Origin of the sequence: Flavobacterium praedii (genome assembly GCF_026810365.1) — a bacterium.
In the GTDB taxonomy this organism is placed as follows: Bacteria; Bacteroidota; Bacteroidia; order Flavobacteriales; family Flavobacteriaceae; genus Flavobacterium; species Flavobacterium praedii.
This window is the reverse complement of the sequence record NZ_CP113948.1, coordinates 3,667,920-3,688,382: the sequence shown is the minus strand read 5'-3', so window position 1 is coordinate 3,688,382 and position 20,463 is coordinate 3,667,920. Positions and strand designations below refer to the sequence as shown.

Genomic DNA, 20,463 nt, shown 5'->3' with positions numbered 1-20,463 from the left:
GAGTTGAATTATAAATTCTCTTTAATAAAATTAGTCATTTTATTATACAATTGAATCCTTGTTTTTCCACCATATATACCATGATTTTTATCTGGATATATCTGAGAATCAAATTGTTTATTGGCTTGAATCAACGCTTCCATCATTTGCATTGAATTTTGAACGTGTACATTATCGTCAGCAGATCCGTGTATCAATAAGAACTTTCCTTTTAATTTATCAACATGGTTTATTGGTGAATTCATATCATATCCACTTGCATTCTCTTGTGGAGTTTGCATGTATCGTTCCGTATAAATACTATCATAAAAACGCCAGTTGGTAACAGGTGCAACAGCAATTGCCATTTTAAATACGTCAGCTCCTTGAAAAATACAGTTGGATGCCATAAAACCTCCATAAGACCAACCAAAAATACCAATTCTTGATTTATCAACATAAGGATAATTACCGATTACTTTTGCAGCATCAATTTGGTCTTCGACTTCGTACTTTCCTAATTCTTTTTGGGTTACTTTCTTGAAATCTGCTCCTTTAAAACCAGTTCCACGACCGTCAACACAAGCAACAATGTACCCCTGCTGTGCCAACATCATGAACCAATACTCATTTGAACTACCCCATTGATTAACCACTTGTTGTGAACCTGGCCCTGAATACTGAAACATAAATACAGGATATTTCTTTGAAGCATCAAAATCTTTTGGCTTCATGATCCAAGCATTAAGCTCATTCCCTTTTTCAGTTTTTAAAACAAAAAACTCTTTAGATGGCAAATTATATCCTTTCAATTTTGCAATCAGATCCTGATTATTTTCGATAACTTGGATTTCTTTACCTGCCTTTGAGTCATTTAAAGTATAAATTGTTGGTTGGGAAGCGCTAGAAAATGTATTAATGTAATATTGAAAATTAGGACTAAAAGTTGCTGAATTTCCACCGATATTTTTAGACAAACGCACTTTGTTTTTCCCGTTTAATCCTATTTTATATACATCTCTGTTGATAGAACCATTTTCTGTAGATTGGTAAAAAACCGTTTTTGTTTTTTCGTCGAAACCATAGTATGAAGTCACCTCCCAGTTTCCTTTTGTTACTTGATTTTTAAGTTTTCCAGTTTTATCATATACATAAATATGATTAAATCCATCTTTTTCGCTGGTCCAGATAAAGCTATTGTCTTCTAAAAATGTTAAATTATCTGTAACATCAATGTATGCTTTGTCTTTTTCATTCATAACTACTTTTTTTGTAGCGGTTGTACCATCAACAAATAAGAGATCCAAATTATCTTGGTGGCGGTTCAAAACTTGAACGGACAAAACATTAGACTCATTTGTCCATTTTAACCTTGCAATATAAAAATCAGTATAGTTATTCAGGTCAACTTTTTTAGTAGTGCTTTTTGCAACATCGTATATATGCAATGAAACTAAAGAATTTTTTTCTCCTGCTTTTGGATATTTAAAAGTTTCAATCGTTGGGTATAAACTTTTTTGAAAAACCGACATGGAAAATTCAGGCACTTCACTTTCATCAAAACGAATATAGGCTAATTTTTGGCTGTCTTTACTCCAATCAAAAGCTCTTACAAAAGCATATTCTTCTTCATAAACCCAATCCGTGATACCATTAATGATTGCATTCTTTTTTCCATCAGCAGTAATTGAAGTTGATTTTTTTGAAGCCAAATCATAAACATATAAATTATTTTCTTTGGCATAAGCAATTTTTGCACCATCAGGAGAAAAAGTAGGTTCTTGCACCTGAAAATCAAACAACTTTACTAATTTTTTGGTAGCAATATCATATAAAAAATAATCTGCTGTAAAAGAATGACGAAAAATTTGTTTTGAATTAGAAGCAATTAAAATCTTTTTTTCAGAAGCATCAAAAGTATAACTGTCTATTCCATCTGCTAGTTCTTTATATCCTTTTGTATCGATTAGGTTCGACACCTTTTTGAGCGTAGCAAAATCATATAGGTCTATTTGCATACTCTTTGACGATCTATCAAAATTCAACACAGTGTATTGATTTGTATTTTTCATCGATTGAAGTTCGTCCATTCCTTTGGAGCGAAAAGAACCCGTAAATATCTCTTCAACAGTAACTTTTTGTTGACCAAAAACAGTAAAACATAAAAAAAGAAGTAACGCAGTAATCGTATTCGAATTCATATAGAGATAATGTTTATTTTCCTTTAGGAATAAGTAAATCACATATTTTAAACTTGTTCTAAGAATAAATTTAAAGACATATACAATTCACAATATAGATTAAGTTATAAAAGTCACAATTTTAGTGAAATTTTTAGAAATAATACACTTTTGCACTGTTAAATGTTATAATTAAATATTTTTAACATTCTAAATGAAAGTTTATCATCTTTTGAATATACTACACACATACTTCGTACAAAATAAGCTATTTTTAGTATATCATTATAGAAATTAATTTGTGTGACTAGAAATTAAATATCTTTATTTAAATACAAAAATCTAAAAAAATACAACTTTAAAAATCCAATTGTATTAAAAAAGCAATACCAAGGAATGCTTATCTTTGTTTCATTAAAGTTATAACAATTATTATATGATAGACGCAATTGCTGGGTTTTCAAAATTATCCAAAGAAGAAAAAATAAACTGGATTGCCAAAAACTATTTTTCAACTCCAAGTGAGGCTATAGCATTGCTAAAAAATTATTGGAATTTAGATGAAAAAATTCAAAAACTACATGACGAATTCATCGAAAACACAATTTCAAATTTTTACATCCCCTTAGGTGTTGCGCCAAATTTTCTAATTAATGGAAAATACAGTACGATTCCAATGGCCATTGAAGAAAGTTCGGTAGTGGCTGCAGCTTCAAAAGCAGCAAAATTTTGGTCCACTCGAGGCGGCTTCAAAACAACCGTTTTAAATACAGAGAAAATTGGTCAAGTGCATTTTATTTATCAAGGAGACAAGTCCAAATTGGAATTGTTCTTCATTCAATTCAAACAGAAATTTTTTGAAGCCACAGAAAATATAACTAAAAATATGCAGAAAAGAGGTGGCGGAATTTTAGACATTGTACTAAAAGACAAAACCAATTTAATTCCAAATTACTTCCAACTGCATGCTACTTTTGAAACTAAAGATAGCATGGGTGCAAACTTTATTAATTCTTGCTTGGAGCAATTTGCCAAAACATTAAAAGAAGAAGCTTTGACTTTCGAATTGTTTTCGGAAGAAGAAAAAAACATACAAGTGGTTATGAGCATCCTTTCCAATTATGTTCCAAATTGTATAGTAAGAGCCGAAGTTTCTTGCCCTGTTGCAGAATTAGCCGAAAAACACATTGAAAACCCACAAGAATTCGCCGAAAAATTTATTCAAGCTGTTCAAATTGCCGAAGTAGAACCCTATCGTGCAGTCACGCATAATAAAGGAATCATGAACGGAATTGATGCCGTTGTTCTTGCTACAGGAAACGATTTTAGAGCAGTTGAAGCTGGAATACACGCTTATGCTTCAAGAAATGGAAGCTATTCTAGTTTATCGCATGCCAAAATAGAAAATGGTATTTTTAGTTTTTGGTTGGAAGTTCCCTTGGCTTTAGGAACCGTTGGTGGATTAACTTCTCTGCATCCTTTGGTTAAATTGTCTTTAGAAATGCTCGAAAAACCTTCAGCCAAAGAATTAATGCAAATTGTAGCCGTAGCAGGTTTAGCCCAAAACTTTGCCGCCTTGCGTTCCTTGACTACCACGGGAATTCAAGATGGACATATGAAAATGCATTTAAACAACATCTTAAATCAATTTGAAGCTACTGATACCGAACGCATTTTTATCAAAAAACATTTCAAACACCATGTTGTTTCCCATAGTGCAGTTGTCGATTATATTGAAAATTTGAGGAAAAACACATAAATAAAAGTTAGCCTTTATTTGGATAAAAAAACCTGGAACGAGGCAAAATATAAAAGATGAAAAAAAGATTTTATAGCAATGGTAAACTTTTGATAACAGGAGAATATTTGGTTCTTGATGGTGCAAAAGCCTTTGCACTTCCAACAAAATTTGGACAAGACTTAATTATTGAAGAAAATTCAAGTCAAGAAATTTCCTGGACAAGCTATGACGCAGACGGAAGTATTTGGTTTGAAGAAAAAATATCCTTTTCAGAAATCACATCATCAATTCGTACCGAAAAAGAATCTATCAAAAACACATTAATTTCAATTTTGAGTGAAGCTCACTTATTAAATCCAAATACAATTTCCAATTCAGATGGGTTTTGTGTTTCTACAACATTAAGCTTTCCAAGAAAATGGGGTTTAGGAACCTCATCTACACTTATAAATAATATAGCTCAATGGTTTAAAATAAATGCCTTCACGCTGCTTAAAAACAGTTTTGGAGGTAGCGGATATGATATTGCTTGCGCTCAAAACGACTTTCCTATTGTATATCAACTTGTACAAGAAAAACCAGTTGTCAAAAAAGTAATATTCAATCCAAGTTTCACAAAAAATATTTACTTTATTTATCTCAATCAAAAGCAAAACAGCAAAAGCGCTATTGCTTCTTATAAAGAGAAAAAAAACAATTTAGAATCTCAAAAAAAAACTATTAATCAAATAACCGAAACAATTTTAAATACAAAAAACGAAAATATTTTTGCAGAAGCGTTAGAAAGACACGAAAAAGAATTGAGTTCTGTTCTAGAAACAAAAACGGTCAAAGAATCTTTATTTCCAGATTTTACAGGAACTATAAAAAGTCTTGGAGCATGGGGAGGAGATTTCGTGATGGTTATTTCTAAAGAAAACCCTAGTTCTTATTTTTTTGATAAAGGATTTGAAACCATTATTCCATACAAAGAAATGATATTATAAATAAAATCTAAAAACAAAAAACCCGATACTTGCAGTTTATAAGTATCGGGTTTTTTATTTGGGAATATTACTGTTTAGTAATTAAACTCTTTTCTGTTATCTTTAATATCAGCACCTTCTTTTAAAGCAGGCAATACTCTATTAGCATCTGATGCGCTTTGAGCTTTCAATTTAGCAACATTATCAGCATAACTTTTCAACGCTGGAGCTTTCACAGTACTAGTGTTTTTCACTACATATACCCCAGTTACTCCTTCAATTGGAGCCGAAAGTTTATTGGCAGCTAATGCAAAAGCATTCCCTACAACTCTTGGTTCTTGACCAACACCACCCGTTAATACTGGATTTTCTAATGTTACATTATTCGCTTGTTGCACAGAAGATCCTGTTGCTTTCGCAATCGCTTCCAATGAACTTCCACTCATTTTAGCTTTTAAAATCTCTGCTTTTTTCTTGTTTTTAAGAATAGACTCAACATAAGGTCTTGCCTGATCTACAGGAACCAATCCTGAATTATCAATAGATTTTACTTTTGCAATTACGTGACCTAAATTGGCTACTTCAAATCTTTTTGTAGCTCCTTCTTTAGAGTCTTTTTCAAAAGCCCATCTAACGATAGTTCTTTGATTTCCTAATGAACCAAAATTTTCATCCATTGCTTTAACTGTAGCTTCTGGCGCAACAACTAGCCCCATTTCTTTGGCTGTTTTATCAAAGTCTTTTTCAGCAACATCCATCTCAAATTTAGTCGCTTGAGTAAATACTTTATCCGAAGTAGCTTCTGAAGCTTCAATTTTTTGAGCTACAGTTGCCAAACGAATTCCGTCTTGCTTGTCTGTAATTTTAATAATATGAAAACCAAATTGAGTTTCAACTAGTCCTACTTTTCCAATACCATTATTGAAAACAAAATCATTAAACGGTTTTACCATTTGATTTGGTCCAAAATATCCTAAATCACCACCTTGCTGAGCAGAAGAATCATCAGAATTGGTAAATGCTAACATTAAGAAACTTTCTGGATTAGCATTAACTTGAGCCAAAATACTTTCTGCTTTTTCTTTAGCTTCTTCTTTGGTTCTTTTTTCTTTAGTGTTTGGTGTCTGAGAACCCTCATAACCAATTAATATATGACTTGCTTTTGCATTTACACCCACTTTTCTACCTAAAGATTTTGAAATACAGTAGTATTTTCCAAAAACATAAGGTCCATAAACTGCTCCAGGAGCCAAGTTGTATAGTGCATCCGCATCAACCGCTGGCAAATCTTTTTTGGCAACATACGAAGAATCGTAAGGAACATCAGAGTTTGAATTTACAAACTCAATCACATTTTTAGTATTTTTAAATCCTGCCAAAGTATCATTTTTACCCGTTGCTTGATTGTAAACTACGCTTCCAGTCAATAAAGAATTAACTTTAGTTTTTACTTCGTTTACATCAGCTGGAGATGCTTTATCTTCAATTAAAACATATTCGATTTTACGAGTTTCATCAGACTTGAATTTTTTAGGACTCGCTTTCATGTAATCCACTATTTCTGCATCTGTAACTTTAACTTCACTATCTTTAATTGTAGAAAACAAAGCCGCAACATAAGAGAAGTTTACTTTATTGGAAGCTGTTTCGTAGTTAAATTTCCCTTCACTTTCAGTTGTGTAAATTCCAGATTTTACTAAAGTGCTATAAATTTGATATTTAGCATTTAATTCAGCATCTTTCTCTCTGTCTTTTAAATATTGAGCTTGTTCTGGATTAGATTTGAAATATTCTTTGAATTTTGCAACATCAAACATACCGGCAGCATTTAAGAACATTGGGTTTTTACCAATATTTTGATCCGCTTTAAGAACGTCCATGATGTGTTTCTCTCCAACTCTTAGGCCTAGTTTATCAAATTCTGCAGATAACAAAGCGATAGTCACCTCTTGATCCCATACTCTTCTAGACGCTTCAGTTGAAGTTATTCCTTGCCCACTTTTTTCAACATTGCTTACTTTTATTCTAAAGTCTTCAAATGCGATATCCTTTCCATTGATGCTTCCAACATCCTTAGAGCTTTTACCAAAATTCCCTTTCGTAAAAAGATCTTGAATTATAAATGAGAATAATGCTAGAGCAATAACTCCAATCATTATAGCGGAATGTTGTCTAATTTTTGATAAAACTGCCATTGTATATTATTGTTTATTTTAAAATTTTGTTTGCGAAAATACAATTATCTAATTAATAATTATAGAACTACTGTTTTTTTTTTGTTTTTTTTTAAATTAAAAAAAGAATCTTAGTCTTTGATCGTCATTTTAACCAATTCAATCTTCTTATTTGTTGCTTCTTCAATGGTGAAATGATAATTTTCGATCGTAATATTATCTCCTTTTTGAGGAATTTCCTTAGTAAAATCAACAATAAATCCTCCAAGCGTACCATAAGATTCACTTTCGGGTATCGATAATTTATAAGTCTGATTCAAATACTCTACATCAAAACGTGCTGAAAACAGATAAACACCATTTTCAAGTTCTTTTTCAACCAATTCTTCATCAGAATCATGTTCATCTTCTATTTCACCAAATAATTCTTCAACAATATCTTCAATGGTCAAAATTCCGGAAGTACCCCCATATTCATCCAGGACAACCGCAACACTTTTTCTTTTTTTGGTTAACAGACTCATTGCATCTTTCACATAAATCGCTTCAGGGATAAATTCTACAGGAATCACGATCTCTTTGATGCTGGATGGTTTTTTAAATAAATCAAAAGAATGCACATATCCTATAATATCGTCGAGTGAATTTTGATAAACAAGCATTTTTGAATAACCTGTCTCTATAAATAATTCTCTAAGTTCATTTAAGGATTCCGAAACATCTATAGCAGAAATCTCAGTCCTAGGCGTCATTACATCTCTTGCTTTTACTCCAGAAAAATCTAGTGCATTACGAAATATTTGTATTTCAGAATCTACCTCTTCATGATCTTCCACTGTACTCATTTGTTCCGTAATGTAATTACCGAGTTCTATTTTACTAAAATAAAGTTGTACCTGATCTCCTTCTGTTTTAAAAAATTTTTTCAATAAAAAATCTGAAATCCAAATCAAAAAAGTGGAAACAAAATAGAATAACCTATAAAAAAAATAAGCCGGAATGGCGAAAAATTTCATCAAGGAATTGGCGTAAATCTGAAAGAAAACCTTGGGAAGAAATTCGGCTGTTATTAAAACAATAAATGTAGAAATTACAATCTGAATTAATAAACTTGTAAAATCAGAAAAATGCCATTGCAGAAGAAGCAACCAACTCATTAACAAATTGCCCATAAAAAACCCGTAAACCACAAGCGCTATATTGTTTCCAATAAGCATGGCTGCAATGAATTTTGAAGGCTTCTCAGTAAGTTTGATTAAAATTTTAGAAAGAAAGTTGTCTTGTTTTTTTTCTAATTCTAAATATATTTTATTCGAAGATATGAATGCTATCTCCATTCCTGAAAAAAAAGCACATAGTATTAAACACAATATGATAATACTAATTTCCATTATCTATGATTGTTTATTTCGATCTTCAAATTTCTTGGCAAACTTCCTTCTAAAGAAAAACATAAAAATAGCGAGTCCTGCAATTATAAAACTCATCCAAGGGTTTTCAGTAGTATTCCATTTTGTAAATCCATCGTATAGAAAATAGATTCCAAATGCTAAATAAAGGTAAGAGGTGTATTTTAAGAAATTCATCGTATTATTTTTTATTTTTATTATTCTGAAGACTCGATTTCGCCTTCTATTCGTTGCGAATTGACTATTTTAAAATCTTTACTAAAATCAATTCCTTGACCTGTCGAGCCGCCTTTAATATCTGTCAATTTAAATTTTTTCTCGGTATAAAACCATTGATTTTTTTGATCAAAATACAACTGTTCGGTTTCGAGCATTTGACCAGCTTCTGAAGTAATTTTTACTTTTCCCTGTAAATCAATTATATTAGTTTGTTTATAAGAAACTGCGTAATTGGATCTGATAAATGTTTTTTTTCCTTTGTTATCATAAATTGTAACATCTACACCTTTTGGAAATTCAGTAAAAGCAAAATCAACATTAGCATAATCAAACATTTTTGGACTGATCAATACCGATTTTATGACTCCTGAATCTGTATATTTTAAGTTTACAAAATCAGCATCTCCGCTAGGCACAAATTCTGAATAATCATTTTTTTGAACTTCTTTAAAATTACTTTCACAACTCAAAAGCACACTAAAAAAGAGTGACATCAGCAAAAAGTGCAAAATACTTTTATTGTAAAAATTCATCATATACTATTAAAAAGGAAATCTTATTTTGTGCGGAAAAATTAATCTATTTTGGCCTGTCTAAACCATTTTTCACTTAGAGAGAAGCTCATAGCAAGAACAAAATAATTTTCTTGAATTAAGCCTTTTGCTGTAGTTCCTCTTTTCCCGTATTCTAACCCAATATTGATATTAGAAAAACCTCCCGATATTGGCAAACCAAAACCTAAAGTCATTGCTTTTTCATCAATATCTTCAGATTTAACAGTCAATCCAGTTTTTGTATATTTTAATCCAGCTCTGTAAACAATCTTTTGATAATATTTAGAAAATACGTTGTAATTTGGAACATAAAATCCTCCTAAACTGTAGCTAGAATATGTACCATAAGTAACATTACTTGCAGAATTAAATTCATCTGTAAGTTTCCCTGCATTTTGAAAAACTATTTGAGAGCCTAGCAACCATTTTTTTGTTTTACCAACACCTAAACCAAAAGATATTTTTTCAGGAATGGTTAAATCAGTTCTGATTTCATTTGGATCGGCAGGATCAATAATAGCTACATCAAAATTTGAATTAAAATTTACGGTAGACTTAGTTTGAGTATTTGTTGAAGCCAATCTACTTTGAGGGGAGAAAGTAAAACTACTATGTAAATTTATATTCTTATAAATTTTGTGTTTGTACATAACACCAAAATTTGACGCAAAACCTTTTAAATCCGCTTCATTTTTTTCTTGAGTACCAATAAATACACCTGTTATGTATTCTAAATTAGTATTATTTATTCTTCCAAAATTATATTGAATATCTGCTCCCACTACTAAGTTAGGAATAACGGTATATCCTAATGAAAAGAATGCCTTATTCAAACCACCAGTTCCTTTTAGCACGTTATTAACACCATCAGGACTTGAGTTTATTGATTGAATATTATAACCAACTGAAGTATATGGTAACAATCCAAATCCTACTCCCATTTTACCTAAAGGCACTGAAACGGCTATATAATCAAGAGCTGTTCTTTGCGCTTTCTCCGTTTTGGTATCTGTTTTTAACCCCGTAGAAGTGTAGTTACCACCTATCGTGAAAGTTGTAAATTTTAAACTTGCAAAACTCGCAGGATTCAAAATATTTATATGGAGACTATCTTGCTCAACACTAAGCCCTGCCATAGAACGATTCTCAAGATTTCCTTTAAATCTAGATTCTCCAATTCCGAAAAAAGAATAAGGAGAAGCAGAACCAGTTTGAGCGTTAGATACTAGTGAGATAAAGAAACAGGCTGCAACTATAATTTTTTTAATCATTTTTGATTTTATATTGAAAAATTTGGTTCAAACTCTCTAATAGGAAATTTGAATTGGCAAATATGGTATTTTTTAATCGTTTAGCCAAAAATTCTGTGTCTCCACCCGTTAAAATTATTATAAAATTTGAGTATCGAGCACTATATTCATCGACAAAACCATTAATTTCATAGACCAATCCATTTACAACTCCAGAATGAATAGATTCTGCTGTAGAATTTCCAATCATATCTTTTGGTTCTACGAATGTTAACAACGGGAGTTTTTCAGTAAAATTATGTAATGATTCATACCGTAATCGCAAACCAGGAGAGATCGCTCCACCATGATATACATCGTTTTGATCTACAAAATCATAAGTAATACAGGTACCTGCATCAATAATCAATCTATTTTTCCCTTGAAACTGTAAAGTTGCTCCAGCTGCCAAAACCATTCTGTCTATCCCTAAAGTTTTTGGTGTAGCATAATTATTTGCAAATGGAAAAACATCTTCGTGCGTAACAAACCATACAATTAGTTCTTTTTCGAAGTCTAAAAACATTTCTTTTCCCATTTTTCCAACAGAAGCTACTACCAAATGTGTAATTGCCTTGTATTTTTCTAAAATAAATGTAATTTTTTTAAGTATTTCATTATTAGAAAAAACAAAACTCTCCAAAGCCTTATAGTCCTCAAAAACAGCTGCTTTTATTCTTGTATTTCCAACATCGATGGTTAAAATCATAGTTATTTTTTTAAAAATGCTAAGGTACGAATAGATTTTTTTAAAAAAATGTATTGTTTAATTTAAAAAAGATATTATATTTGCACCCGCAATAAGCACGGTACCTTAGCTCAGATGGTAGAGCAATGGACTGAAAATCCATGTGTCCCTGGTTCGATCCCTGGAGGTACCACGAAACCCACTCAAACGAGTGGGTTTTTTGTTTTGTACACATTATTATTCATCTTCTAATTGGGTTGATTTCAAAAAGGAAGACAGGTAAAAAATAAGATTTTTTACCTAAAATTATTCCAACCCAAGAAACTATTCAAAAAGACAAAAAACACCATATCCTTTTGTTTTGAAAAAATACTTAAAAAACAGTCATTGTCATTTTAACAAGGAATTAGTAATTTCAAAATTATTTACATTACTACTTATTAATTCCATTAATTAACGGAACAAAAAATACTTTGTTTTCAGGCATCACCATACTAGTCTGTTACACCATCCAAATTTTCACATAAGTGAATCAATTCTGTTGAAATTTTAGTTACAAAAAAATGTTTGATTTAATTGGTATTTGTTAAAATTTTTATATATTTATCCGATAATCGATAAAATGTAGCATTTTGACGATTATTTGTGATTAATGCAAATAAAGATATTTGCTTGATAAAAGATAAAATATGACCCCCATTTTACTTAATCAGCTTAGAAGTTCTATCACTTCACCATTGATTTCAATTTTTTGTAAAAAGTTTGAAGAGAATGAAACATTGCTTAGAAAATCGATTGACACTAGTATATGTACTGTGTTAATAGGACTTGACAACGTCATTAAAACCAATTCTTTGTTTCTCAAAATTATTGACTCCATTTCAAACTCCGAATTCTATAATTCTATTGAATATGAAAACGGCAAACTATCATCCATAAATTACTCCTTTGAACACGAAGGTAACATACCTCTAAATTTAATTTTTTCAATCAAAAAAGGAAGAATCTCAGAAATGATTTCTAACGAAATAGGAATTAAAAGCGAGACTGCTATTTCTATTTTAAATTTTGCAGTTATGCTTATTTTATGTCATTTTAAAAATGAAAAGCAAAAAGAAAAAAACATTCAATTTTCTCTACACGCAGAAAAAACAAGTATAATAAGTACTTTACCTGAAGGCATTCGAATTATGCTTGGTTATTCGAATTTTAAATGTGAGGAAGAAATTTTAAACACAACAAATCCATTATTACAATCTAAATATAAAAACAAATTTTTAAGCAAAATTTTTAACTTATAGTTCCTTAAACCTAGAATCCGCATTAGAAATCTACTACATCTGAATTCTTCTTCAAAAACAGTACGTGAGCTCTTTTTTTTATTGAATAATTCAGTTTCGTTATATAGTCAAATGTGGATTTTGGATAAACTATTATAAACAAAAAAAGGTATAGTATCTGAATAAATACTATACCTTTTTGCTTTTTTAAACGAAGTTAATTCAAATTAAAAATTATTTTTCTTGTATCCATTCATTAATTTTCATTTCTAATAACGCCAAAGGCAAAACACCTGATTCTAATACTTTTTCATGGAATTTTTTGATGTCAAATTGAGCTCCCATTTTTGTTTCTGCTTTTTTACGCAATTCCATAATTTTCAATTGCCCAATTTTATAAGACAAAGCTTGACCTGGAATTGCCATATATCTTTCAATTTCTGTAGTGATACTTTCTCTACTTTCAGCTTCATGAGCTAGTGAATACGCTATGGCTTGTTCTCTAGTCCATCCTTTGTTGTGCATTCCTGTATCTACGACCAATCGAACAGCTCTATGCATCTCATTGCCCAACATTCCAAAATATTGATATGGATCTTGATACAATCCTAATTCTTTTCCTAAACTCTCTGTATATAATGCCCAGCCTTCACCATAGGCACCAAACCAAGCGAACTTTCTAAAATCAGGCAAAGCTGCATTTTCTTGTTGTAATGAAATCTGAAAATGATGCCCAGGAATAGCTTCATGTAAGAATAAATCTTCGTCGCCATAAACATTATACTCTGTTACATTTGGAACCGGAACATAAAAAATACCTGGTCGGGTTCCATCTGCAGATCCTTGATTGTATTCAGCACTTGCTGTTTTTTCTCTAAAAGCTTCTGTTCTTCTAATTTCAAATTTAGAATGTGGCTGCAAAGAAAAAAGCTTATCAACGTTTGGTTTTATTTTGGTATAAATCCTTTCAAAATTTGCAATTACTTCTTCTGGTTTATGAAATGGTTTTAACTCTTTTTTATTTCTTACTTCATCAAAAAAGGCCAATAAAGTCCCTTTAAAGCCAACTTGCTTTTTGACTTTTTCCATTTCTATTGTCAAACGCGCTACTTCTTTCAGACCAAGTTCGTGAATTTCTTCAGGGGTCATTTCAGTAGTAGTCCATTGTTTTACATATGTTTTATAAAGTTCTTTTCCAAAAGACAAACTGCCTATTCCACTGGTTGATCTGGAAGCTGGAAGGTATTCGTTTTTTAAAAATTCAGTCATTTTTTTATACTGCGGAATTAACTTTTCATTAATTGCTGTAGTATATTTTGCAGTCAAATCCTTTATAACAGCATCACTAAAAGAAGTTGGCATTAATTTTATAGAAGAATAAAATAAATTGTCCTCTATTTTTGCTGTTGGCATGTCTGCAAAGAGTGGAATTACTTTTAGGGTTAAAGCTTTTGGCAAAACGGCACCTTCTTTCATTCCTTTTTTCATATACACCATTGCCGAATCAATCCAAACAGCATACTTGTCCATTCTTTTTAAGAAATTGGCGTAATCTTTTTCAGTTTTAAAAGGTTGAGCAGAGGTTCCACCTGCGTATTGCCCCATCGTAACTTGAGTTCCCCAGAATTGATGGATAGGCATTAAGTTTGAAGGTTGTTTCAATACTAGTTTCCCAACTTGAATTTCCCATTTCATAATTTCGAAACTGTTTTTCTCTTCATTTGAAAGAGAAGCTTGGTCTATTTTGGCCAATTCTGTTTCGTACTTATTAAAAAAAGTTGCTTGTGTTTTTCTATAAGAATCGGTCATTTCAAACTGCAACTGATCATTGTATGCCGATTGACCATTTTGAGTAGCGCCCAAAGGGTCCAAAGCGTTTTTATCGTCAAAATAACTTTTAGTCAAAGCCGTGAAATCTTGCTTTTTTTCATTTGATTTACAATTAGTTAATGCAATTGATGCTGCAATTGCAAACAAAAAAATATAGGTTTTTTTCATAATTGGGGTTTAATAATAAGTTGTAAATCTAACCAAAAGACCATTTTTGTATGTTAATTAAATCTTAAACTATCCGTGATAGACTCTAGAAGCTACAATCTTATCTTCCTTAACAACAAGAACTTCAGCCACAAGCATATCTTCCTCATCCTTTACAGTGCGAACATATTCCATAAAAACACGATCTGCATTGGCCGTAAGCGAAGTTACTTTATAATGCAATGTTGGCAAACGATCAAAAGCATCTTGCCACCAAGTCCTTAAAGCTTCTTTTCCAGTAACTAATCCTTGGGTTTCAGGTTGACGAATTTTTAATTTTGGACTAAAATGGGCTGCCTCGTCATCGTATAATGAAAGTAACTGTTCTAAGTTATGATTGTTAAAAGCGTCAAACCATTTAAAGGCGATAGATTGTAATTTTTCTGGTGTCATTCTGGTTATTTTTTAATTAAAAAATCCCTTTACATTTGAAGTGAAAGGGATTTGAGATTTTTATTAGAAAAAAGTTTTATACGTTCTTCAGATTAATAATTTCTTGATCTGTGAGCAGCCTCCAATTTCCTCTTGGTAAATTCTTCTTGGTTAAACCTGCAAAAGCTACACGGTCAATTCTTAAAACGTCATAACTGAAATTTTCAAAAATAGCACGAACCACTTTTACGTTTGCCGATCTTAATTGAATTCCGATTTCGCTTTTTGCTTCACCATCAATATAGCTAACATCTTCAACAAATACTCGGTGTCCATCAAGAACAAGTCCTTTATTGATTTTTTCTAAATCTTCAAATTTTAAATTTTTATCTAAAGAAACTTGATATATTTTGGATGATTTTTGACTTGGTAAAGTAAATTTACGAATCATATCGGTATCATTTGTAAACAACAAAAGTCCCGTTGTGTTTTTGTCCATTCTGCCTATTGGAGCAATTTTTGAAGTGGTAGAACCTTTTACAAGTTCTAAAACATTTCTGTATTCTTGACCTTCATCAAGTGCAGTAGTAAAATTTTTGGGCTTGTTTAATAAGATGTAAACTTTTTTCTCTGGAGTCAAAACCACTCCGTCAAAATTCACAACATCTCCGGGTTTTACCATATATCCCATTTCTACAACTGGAATTCCATTTACTTTTACATTTCCGGATTGAATGTAAATATCGGCATCACGTCTTGAACAAGTCCCAGAATTTGAGATGTATTTATTCAAACGAATTTCGTCTTTTGCTTTAGGTCTTTTAGGCGCTTGATTCGGTTTTTTCTCTACTTTATCAGTAGTATCGGCAACTTTAACAATTGTTTTTACTTTTTTTGGCCCTTGTGCCCTTTTTTGCATCGCAGGTTTTGGCTTATTTGAACTAGGTCTAGAGCTGTTTGCTCTTGGTCCACTTCCTCTATTATTGCCGTCCTTATTGTTCATAATATTCTATAATTTGTGCAAAGATACTATTTATATCATTGAGAAACGATTTTTGGCAATTAGAAAAAGCTAACTATCTAATTAAATGCGTTTTAATTTAGTGAGTAAAAATAAAATAGAGTGGTTTGCTTTTAAGAATCCTTGATTATATAGCCATCAATACTTTTTTGCCATGCCACAAAACACTTGGATTTATTAAGACGATACAAAAAACACCTGCTACTATTATGAATTTCAAAACGTTGTGAAGCACGACATATTGTTCTTTGGTGTTCCATTTCCATAAATAGAGTAAGAAGAAAATGAGAACAATAAAACAACAGTAAAAATAAATATCCATATACCCAACATCGTATACATCAATTAAGAAATATACAGGGAAGATGGTCATTATAGTTAAAATCGTTATTATTCTTTTTGAAAATTCTTCTCCATAAATAATTGGAATGGTTTTGTAATCATTGGCCAAATCACCTTTTATATTCTCAAGATCTTTAATCATTTCCCGAATTAAAATCAAAAGGAACAAGAATGTAGCATGAGAAAGAATAACGGCAAGTTTACCACTATTGTTTTCTATTTCATACAAAGGCATTTTTAAATAATAGTAAAGTAGAATTCCAAAAAAAGGTAAAACAGCCAAAAAAGCAGCCATTAAATTTCCAATAAGGGGGTATTTTTTTATTTTATGCGAATAAAACCAAATCAAGAAAATATAAACAGAAAAAAATAAAACTGCCCTAAATGAGACAAAAAAAGCAATCACCGCTACAAAAAAATTAAGACTAAAATAGACTCGAAGTTTTGTTCTCTGACTTACCAAACGATCCAAATGTGATTTATTCGGTCGATTAATTAAGTCTTTTTTACTGTCATAAAAGCTGTTGATAATGTATCCTGACGCAATGGTTAAACTAGAGGCCAAGACTATTATAAAAAGGTGGAAGTCTAAAAGCACTGCCAAGGCCCTTTTTTCTGGAGCCAAAATAAATATTGCCGAAAGATACTGCGCTAAAGCAATAATAGGAATATTATAACCTCTTACTACAGAGAACAAACTGAACATTTTTAATAGAAAAAGTTTATTCTGCCTGCTTAACATGGAGTAGGTTTAAGGTTTATGAGTTGTGATTTTGTATTTAAAAAAAGTAAATTAAAATTGATAAACCACCTCAAGTTTGAAATCTTTCAAAGATGCTTTGGCTTTTTCAAGATCTTCTGTAAATCCTAAAATATAACCACCTCCACCAGATCCACACAATTTTAAGTAATAATCATTTGAATCTAAACCTGCTTGCCAAATACCATGAAATTGTTCTGGAATCATTGGTTTAAAGTTATTCAAAACTACTTTTGATAAGTGTTTTGTGTTTTCAAACAAAGACTTCATATCGCCTCCTAAGAAATTTTCTACACAAGCATCTGTATATTTTACAAATTGAGTTTTTAACATCGTACGAAACCCTTTGTCTTTCAAATTTTCCATAAAAATATTGACCATTGGAGCGGTTTCACCCACAATGCCTGAATCTAATAAAAATACAGCTCCTTTTCCATCAAAACTTTGAGTAGGAATACCAGTTGCTTCAATATTGTCTTTGGAATTAATTAAAATCGGGATGCTCAAATAACTATTTAAGGGATCCAATCCTGAGCTTTTTCCGTGAAAAAAACTTTCCATTTGAGAAAAAATTGTTTTTAAACTCAATAGTTTTTCTCGGGTTAGATTTTCTAAAACGGTGATTTTATTTTGCGCATATTTATCATAAATAGCAGCTACCAATGCTCCGCTACTGCCTACTCCGTATCCTTGAGGAATACTGGAATCAAAATACATCCCTGTTTCAACATCATTCTTTAAAGTCTCTAAATCAAACATTACCAAATCAGGTTGTTCTTTTTGAAGGGTTTCCAAATAGACTACAAAACGTTTCAAATGACCGTTGGATTTTATGGCTTCTTCAGAAGGATTTAATTCTTTCTTAAGTGCGCCATTGTAAAAGTTATACGGAATTGATAATCCTTTGGAGTCACGAATAATTCCGTATTCTCCAAAAAGTAATATTTTTGAGTAAAATAAAGGTCCTTTCATATTTTATAAATTATCAATTTGGGGTTGGTAATTATTCTATTTTTTTTATTTTCGATGGGTTTTGTCTTGTGTCAAAAAGCGCAACCACATATATTCGTTTGCTTGTGTAGGTATAAAACAAAGTTGTTTGTTTTGTAACTACGCATTTATGAAATTTTTTATTCGTTACTGATTTAGGAAAGATCTCAGGATTCGCTCTAATTATTTTTAGTGAGTCGTACAATTTCTTTGCAAATTTAATTCTAACTCTTTCAGACCATTTCGCCTCAAGATATTCTAAAATTATTTTTGTCTTTTTTTGAGCATTAATTGAAATTTTAATTTCTCTCATTTTTACTCAATGTACTTCTTAATGAATTCTTCAAAATCCACAAACTCACCTCTTTCAATTTGTCTATTTCCTTCTTCAATTTCATCCCTTTGTTCTTGAGTTAACTCATTCCAAAAGTCTTTTTTCTCCGATTGAAAAATATTTTTTATCGCTTCAATTATAGACAAATCATTGGTTTCTTCCAACTTTTTCATCAATTCCGATTTTTCAAATTGTATATCCATGATGATTCTATTTTAAAAATCGACTACATCAGACCGATTTTCATTTTGTATTCCTATGTTTATTTCTTCTTGCTGTTCGGGAGTTAATTCCTTCCAAAGCTCTCTGTCATTATTTTCAAAAACCAAGCGTATTTTTTTCAAAATCGAAATATCTTTGGTTTTCAAAATCTTCTTAATTAGTTTTAATTTCTCCGCATTCAAATCCATGATTGTCGCATTTAGAAACTAAAGATAAGAAAAAAAGGAATCAATTCAACAATGCACCATTTCCAATTTCGTCGCAAAGGTACTGACCATTTTGGCAATAGCCAACTAATTCTGCTTTAATAAATTGCAACACTTTTTCTTTAACCGCATTTGGATACAAAACATGCACATTCGCACCGGCATCTAAAGTAAAACAAACCGGTATTTTAGTTTCATTTCTGAATTTCAAAATCGCATTAATAATTTGTAAAGTATTCGGTTTCATCAAAATAAAATAAGGTAAAGAAGTCATCATCATCGCGTGCAAAGTCAATGCTTCACTTTCTACAATGGTTATAAATTCATCGAGATTTCCGTTTTCAAAAACAGGAATCAGTTTGTCTAAGTTTTCATGAGCTTGAGCAAATCGCCTTTCGGCAAAAGGGTGATCGTGCATCAAATCGTGTCCCACAGTACTCGAAACCTGTTTTTCTCCTTTGTCAACGAGCAAAATGGTGTCTTGAAAATTTCTGAAAGTATCATGAATTGCATACGGATATTCAACTCCATACAGATCTGTGCTTCCTTTTATATTGGCTTGATTTCCCCAAACTACTACTTGTCCCTTTACGCTTCTGCAAGCACTTCCTGAGCCTAATCGCGCCAAAAATGATGCTTTTTTAAAGAAATATTCTTCGGTCATTTCAGGATGTAACGCTTTTTCCAAACTCATAAAATTCATAGCCAAAGCTGCCATTCCCGATGCCGAAGAAGCAATTCCTGAACTATGAGGAAATGTGTTTTGGGTATCAATCGTGAAATGATACTCTTTCAAAAAAGGCAAGTAAACTTCAATCCTTTCCAAGAATTTTTGAATTTTTGGTTTAAAATCTTCTTTGGGTTTTCCTTCAAAAAGCAAATCGAAAGAGAAATTACCGTCCTTTTGTTTTTTGGCGAAAGCCAAAGTTGTAATCGTTTTGCAATTGTTCAACGTAAAACTAACTGATGGATTGGCTGGAATTTGGTTGTTTTTTTTGCCCCAATATTTTACCAAAGCAATGTTACTGGGTGCACTCCAAGTAAAACTTCCTTGGTTTAAACTATTTGTATAAGGCTTAGGTATAAAATCGGTAGCTGCAATCATAAATGAAAAATTTGAGCAAAGATACTTTTTTTAACGAAAATGAGGTTTTCCTATTTTGTATAATCTTTAGAAAGTTTTTTAATTACTTTTGACTCTTCTTAAAAATATGAAATGAATAAGATTACTCGAATTTTAGCAATTGTTGCAACTTGTCTAGTTATTGGTTATTTTTCTGGAATGGTTACCCGTTCTGCGATAACAACTTGGTATCCTACTTTGATTAAACCGAGTTTCAATCCACCCAATTGGATTTTTGCGCCAGTTTGGAGTACTCTTTATATCATGATGGGAATTGCTGCAGGATTGGTTTGGAACAGAATTGATTTTGAGAAAGAAATCGTAAAAAAAGCTTTGCTGTTTTTTGCTATTCAACTAGCATTAAATGCCTTGTGGTCGTATTTGTTTTTTGGATTAAAAAACCCAATGTTGGCCGGTCTTGAAATTATTATATTGTGGCTTATGATTTACGAAACTTATGTACAATTTGCCAAAATCAACAAAATTTCAGGTTATTTGTTTATTCCTTATTTGCTTTGGGTTAGTTTTGCCGCTGTTTTGAATGGAAGTATTTGGTGGTTGAATCGATAGTGATTTGA

At 31.4% G+C, this 20,463-nt stretch carries 20 protein-coding genes and 1 tRNA gene; 5 read left to right on the top strand and 16 right to left on the bottom strand.

All coding sequences use genetic code 11. From position 1 onward, the window contains the following. Positions 1 to 8 precede the first annotated feature (8 nt). Positions 9 to 2,180 carry a S9 family peptidase gene (locus tag OYT91_RS15610; RefSeq protein WP_281238693.1) on the bottom strand — a complete coding sequence of 724 codons (2,172 nt, stop codon included), beginning with the start codon at positions 2,178 to 2,180 and terminating at the stop codon, positions 9 to 11. Between the two features lie 415 nt (positions 2,181 to 2,595). On the opposite strand from OYT91_RS15610, the gene OYT91_RS15605 reads away from it, so the two are divergent. Further along, positions 2,596 to 3,918 carry a hydroxymethylglutaryl-CoA reductase, degradative gene (locus OYT91_RS15605; RefSeq protein WP_281238692.1) on the top strand — a complete coding sequence of 441 codons (1,323 nt, stop codon included), beginning with the start codon at positions 2,596 to 2,598 and terminating at the stop codon, positions 3,916 to 3,918. A 56-nt stretch (positions 3,919 to 3,974) separates the two neighbouring features. Next, positions 3,975 to 4,886 (top strand): GYDIA family GHMP kinase, encoded by a 912-nt coding sequence (locus tag OYT91_RS15600; protein ID WP_281238691.1) that lies wholly within the window; start codon positions 3,975 to 3,977, stop codon positions 4,884 to 4,886. Between the two features lie 74 nt (positions 4,887 to 4,960). On the opposite strand, the gene OYT91_RS15595 is transcribed toward OYT91_RS15600, so the two are convergent. The 6 genes from OYT91_RS15595 to OYT91_RS15570 all read right to left on the bottom strand — a co-directional run bounded on the left by OYT91_RS15595 (position 4,961) and on the right by OYT91_RS15570 (position 11,219). After that, on the bottom strand, positions 4,961 to 7,060 hold the full coding sequence (locus OYT91_RS15595; protein ID WP_281238690.1) for a peptidylprolyl isomerase: 2,100 nt from the start codon (positions 7,058 to 7,060) through the stop codon (positions 4,961 to 4,963). A 110-nt stretch (positions 7,061 to 7,170) separates the two neighbouring features. Further along, positions 7,171 to 8,430, bottom strand: a complete 1,260-nt coding sequence (locus OYT91_RS15590; RefSeq protein ID WP_281238689.1) for a hemolysin family protein — start codon at positions 8,428 to 8,430, stop codon at positions 7,171 to 7,173. 3 nt (positions 8,431 to 8,433) lie between these two features. Next, positions 8,434 to 8,625, bottom strand: coding sequence for a hypothetical protein (locus tag OYT91_RS15585; RefSeq protein ID WP_269223983.1), 192 nt, complete (start codon positions 8,623 to 8,625; stop codon positions 8,434 to 8,436). A gap of 20 nt (positions 8,626 to 8,645) precedes the next feature. Next, a complete protein-coding gene (lptC, locus tag OYT91_RS15580; protein WP_432419428.1) occupies positions 8,646 to 9,200 on the bottom strand; it encodes an LPS export ABC transporter periplasmic protein LptC in 555 nt (184 codons plus the stop codon). 41 nt (positions 9,201 to 9,241) lie between these two features. After that, entirely contained in the window at positions 9,242 to 10,492 is a 1,251-nt protein-coding gene (gene bamG / locus OYT91_RS15575; RefSeq protein ID WP_281238687.1) for a BamG family beta-barrel-assembly machinery protein, read from the bottom strand. Further along, positions 10,485 to 11,219 carry a type III pantothenate kinase gene (locus OYT91_RS15570; RefSeq protein ID WP_269223985.1) on the bottom strand — a complete coding sequence of 245 codons (735 nt, stop codon included), beginning with the start codon at positions 11,217 to 11,219 and terminating at the stop codon, positions 10,485 to 10,487. Before OYT91_RS15570 ends, bamG begins: the two co-directional genes overlap by 8 nt. Positions 11,220 to 11,318: 99 nt before the next feature. Here OYT91_RS15570 and OYT91_RS15565 point away from each other — a divergent pair. Both OYT91_RS15565 and OYT91_RS15560 read left to right on the top strand, forming a co-directional pair. Next, positions 11,319 to 11,391, top strand: a tRNA-Phe gene (locus OYT91_RS15565). A gap of 496 nt (positions 11,392 to 11,887) precedes the next feature. Then, a complete protein-coding gene (locus OYT91_RS15560; protein ID WP_281238686.1) occupies positions 11,888 to 12,499 on the top strand; it encodes a hypothetical protein in 612 nt (203 codons plus the stop codon). A gap of 213 nt (positions 12,500 to 12,712) precedes the next feature. Here the strand turns inward: OYT91_RS15560 and OYT91_RS15555 are convergent, their stop codons facing one another. The 9 genes from OYT91_RS15555 to OYT91_RS15515 form a co-directional block, all read right to left on the bottom strand. Next, entirely contained in the window at positions 12,713 to 14,476 is a 1,764-nt protein-coding gene (locus tag OYT91_RS15555) for a DUF885 domain-containing protein (RefSeq protein ID WP_281238685.1), read from the bottom strand. 69 nt (positions 14,477 to 14,545) lie between these two features. Then, positions 14,546 to 14,908: a nuclear transport factor 2 family protein gene (locus OYT91_RS15550; RefSeq protein ID WP_281238684.1), complete on the bottom strand. Its 363-nt coding sequence runs from the start codon at positions 14,906 to 14,908 to the stop codon at positions 14,546 to 14,548. Between the two features lie 76 nt (positions 14,909 to 14,984). Continuing rightward, entirely contained in the window at positions 14,985 to 15,890 is a 906-nt protein-coding gene (locus tag OYT91_RS15545; RefSeq protein WP_281238683.1) for a pseudouridine synthase, read from the bottom strand. 145 nt (positions 15,891 to 16,035) lie between these two features. Continuing rightward, positions 16,036 to 16,992, bottom strand: a complete 957-nt coding sequence (locus OYT91_RS15540) for a geranylgeranylglycerol-phosphate geranylgeranyltransferase (protein WP_269223990.1) — start codon at positions 16,990 to 16,992, stop codon at positions 16,036 to 16,038. Positions 16,993 to 17,043: 51 nt separating this feature from the next. Next, on the bottom strand, positions 17,044 to 17,982 hold the full coding sequence (locus OYT91_RS15535; RefSeq protein ID WP_281238682.1) for a mevalonate kinase family protein: 939 nt from the start codon (positions 17,980 to 17,982) through the stop codon (positions 17,044 to 17,046). A gap of 31 nt (positions 17,983 to 18,013) precedes the next feature. After that, positions 18,014 to 18,313, bottom strand: coding sequence for a type II toxin-antitoxin system RelE/ParE family toxin (locus OYT91_RS15530; protein WP_281238681.1), 300 nt, complete (start codon positions 18,311 to 18,313; stop codon positions 18,014 to 18,016). A 2-nt stretch (positions 18,314 to 18,315) separates the two neighbouring features. Continuing rightward, positions 18,316 to 18,537, bottom strand: coding sequence for a hypothetical protein (locus tag OYT91_RS15525; protein WP_281238680.1), 222 nt, complete (start codon positions 18,535 to 18,537; stop codon positions 18,316 to 18,318). Between the two features lie 12 nt (positions 18,538 to 18,549). Further along, entirely contained in the window at positions 18,550 to 18,744 is a 195-nt protein-coding gene (locus OYT91_RS15520) for a hypothetical protein (RefSeq protein ID WP_281238679.1), read from the bottom strand. 40 nt (positions 18,745 to 18,784) lie between these two features. Further along, the gene (locus OYT91_RS15515) at positions 18,785 to 19,867 is read right to left on the bottom strand and encodes a diphosphomevalonate decarboxylase (RefSeq protein WP_281238678.1); all 1,083 of its coding nucleotides are present in this window, start codon (positions 19,865 to 19,867) and stop codon (positions 18,785 to 18,787) included. A 111-nt stretch (positions 19,868 to 19,978) separates the two neighbouring features. Here OYT91_RS15515 and OYT91_RS15510 point away from each other — a divergent pair, with 111 nt between their 5' ends. After that, positions 19,979 to 20,455, top strand: coding sequence for a TspO/MBR family protein (locus OYT91_RS15510; protein WP_269223995.1), 477 nt, complete (start codon positions 19,979 to 19,981; stop codon positions 20,453 to 20,455). Positions 20,456 to 20,463: the final 8 nt, after the last annotated feature.

Excerpts from the sequence above, each read along its gene's own strand:
- OYT91_RS15610 (WP_281238693.1), bottom strand. The coding sequence starts at position 2,180 with ATGAATTCGAATACGATTACTGCGTTACTTCTTTTTTTATGTTTTACT.
- OYT91_RS15605 (WP_281238692.1), top strand. The coding sequence starts at position 2,596 with ATGATAGACGCAATTGCTGGGTTTTCAAAATTATCCAAAGAAGAAAAA.
- OYT91_RS15600 (WP_281238691.1), top strand. The coding sequence starts at position 3,975 with ATGAAAAAAAGATTTTATAGCAATGGTAAACTTTTGATAACAGGAGAA.
- OYT91_RS15595 (WP_281238690.1), bottom strand. The coding sequence starts at position 7,060 with ATGGCAGTTTTATCAAAAATTAGACAACATTCCGCTATAATGATTGGA.
- OYT91_RS15590 (WP_281238689.1), bottom strand. The coding sequence starts at position 8,430 with ATGGAAATTAGTATTATCATATTGTGTTTAATACTATGTGCTTTTTTT.
- OYT91_RS15585 (WP_269223983.1), bottom strand. The coding sequence starts at position 8,625 with ATGAATTTCTTAAAATACACCTCTTACCTTTATTTAGCATTTGGAATC.
- lptC (WP_432419428.1), bottom strand. The coding sequence starts at position 9,200 with ATGAATTTTTACAATAAAAGTATTTTGCACTTTTTGCTGATGTCACTC.
- bamG (WP_281238687.1), bottom strand. The coding sequence starts at position 10,492 with ATGATTAAAAAAATTATAGTTGCAGCCTGTTTCTTTATCTCACTAGTA.
- OYT91_RS15570 (WP_269223985.1), bottom strand. The coding sequence starts at position 11,219 with ATGATTTTAACCATCGATGTTGGAAATACAAGAATAAAAGCAGCTGTT.
- OYT91_RS15560 (WP_281238686.1), top strand. The coding sequence starts at position 11,888 with ATGACCCCCATTTTACTTAATCAGCTTAGAAGTTCTATCACTTCACCA.
- OYT91_RS15555 (WP_281238685.1), bottom strand. The coding sequence starts at position 14,476 with ATGAAAAAAACCTATATTTTTTTGTTTGCAATTGCAGCATCAATTGCA.
- OYT91_RS15550 (WP_281238684.1), bottom strand. The coding sequence starts at position 14,908 with ATGACACCAGAAAAATTACAATCTATCGCCTTTAAATGGTTTGACGCT.
- OYT91_RS15545 (WP_281238683.1), bottom strand. The coding sequence starts at position 15,890 with ATGAACAATAAGGACGGCAATAATAGAGGAAGTGGACCAAGAGCAAAC.
- OYT91_RS15540 (WP_269223990.1), bottom strand. The coding sequence starts at position 16,992 with ATGTTAAGCAGGCAGAATAAACTTTTTCTATTAAAAATGTTCAGTTTG.
- OYT91_RS15535 (WP_281238682.1), bottom strand. The coding sequence starts at position 17,982 with ATGAAAGGACCTTTATTTTACTCAAAAATATTACTTTTTGGAGAATAC.
- OYT91_RS15530 (WP_281238681.1), bottom strand. The coding sequence starts at position 18,313 with ATGAGAGAAATTAAAATTTCAATTAATGCTCAAAAAAAGACAAAAATA.
- OYT91_RS15525 (WP_281238680.1), bottom strand. The coding sequence starts at position 18,537 with ATGGATATACAATTTGAAAAATCGGAATTGATGAAAAAGTTGGAAGAA.
- OYT91_RS15520 (WP_281238679.1), bottom strand. The coding sequence starts at position 18,744 with ATGGATTTGAATGCGGAGAAATTAAAACTAATTAAGAAGATTTTGAAA.
- OYT91_RS15515 (WP_281238678.1), bottom strand. The coding sequence starts at position 19,867 with ATGATTGCAGCTACCGATTTTATACCTAAGCCTTATACAAATAGTTTA.
- OYT91_RS15510 (WP_269223995.1), top strand. The coding sequence starts at position 19,979 with ATGAATAAGATTACTCGAATTTTAGCAATTGTTGCAACTTGTCTAGTT.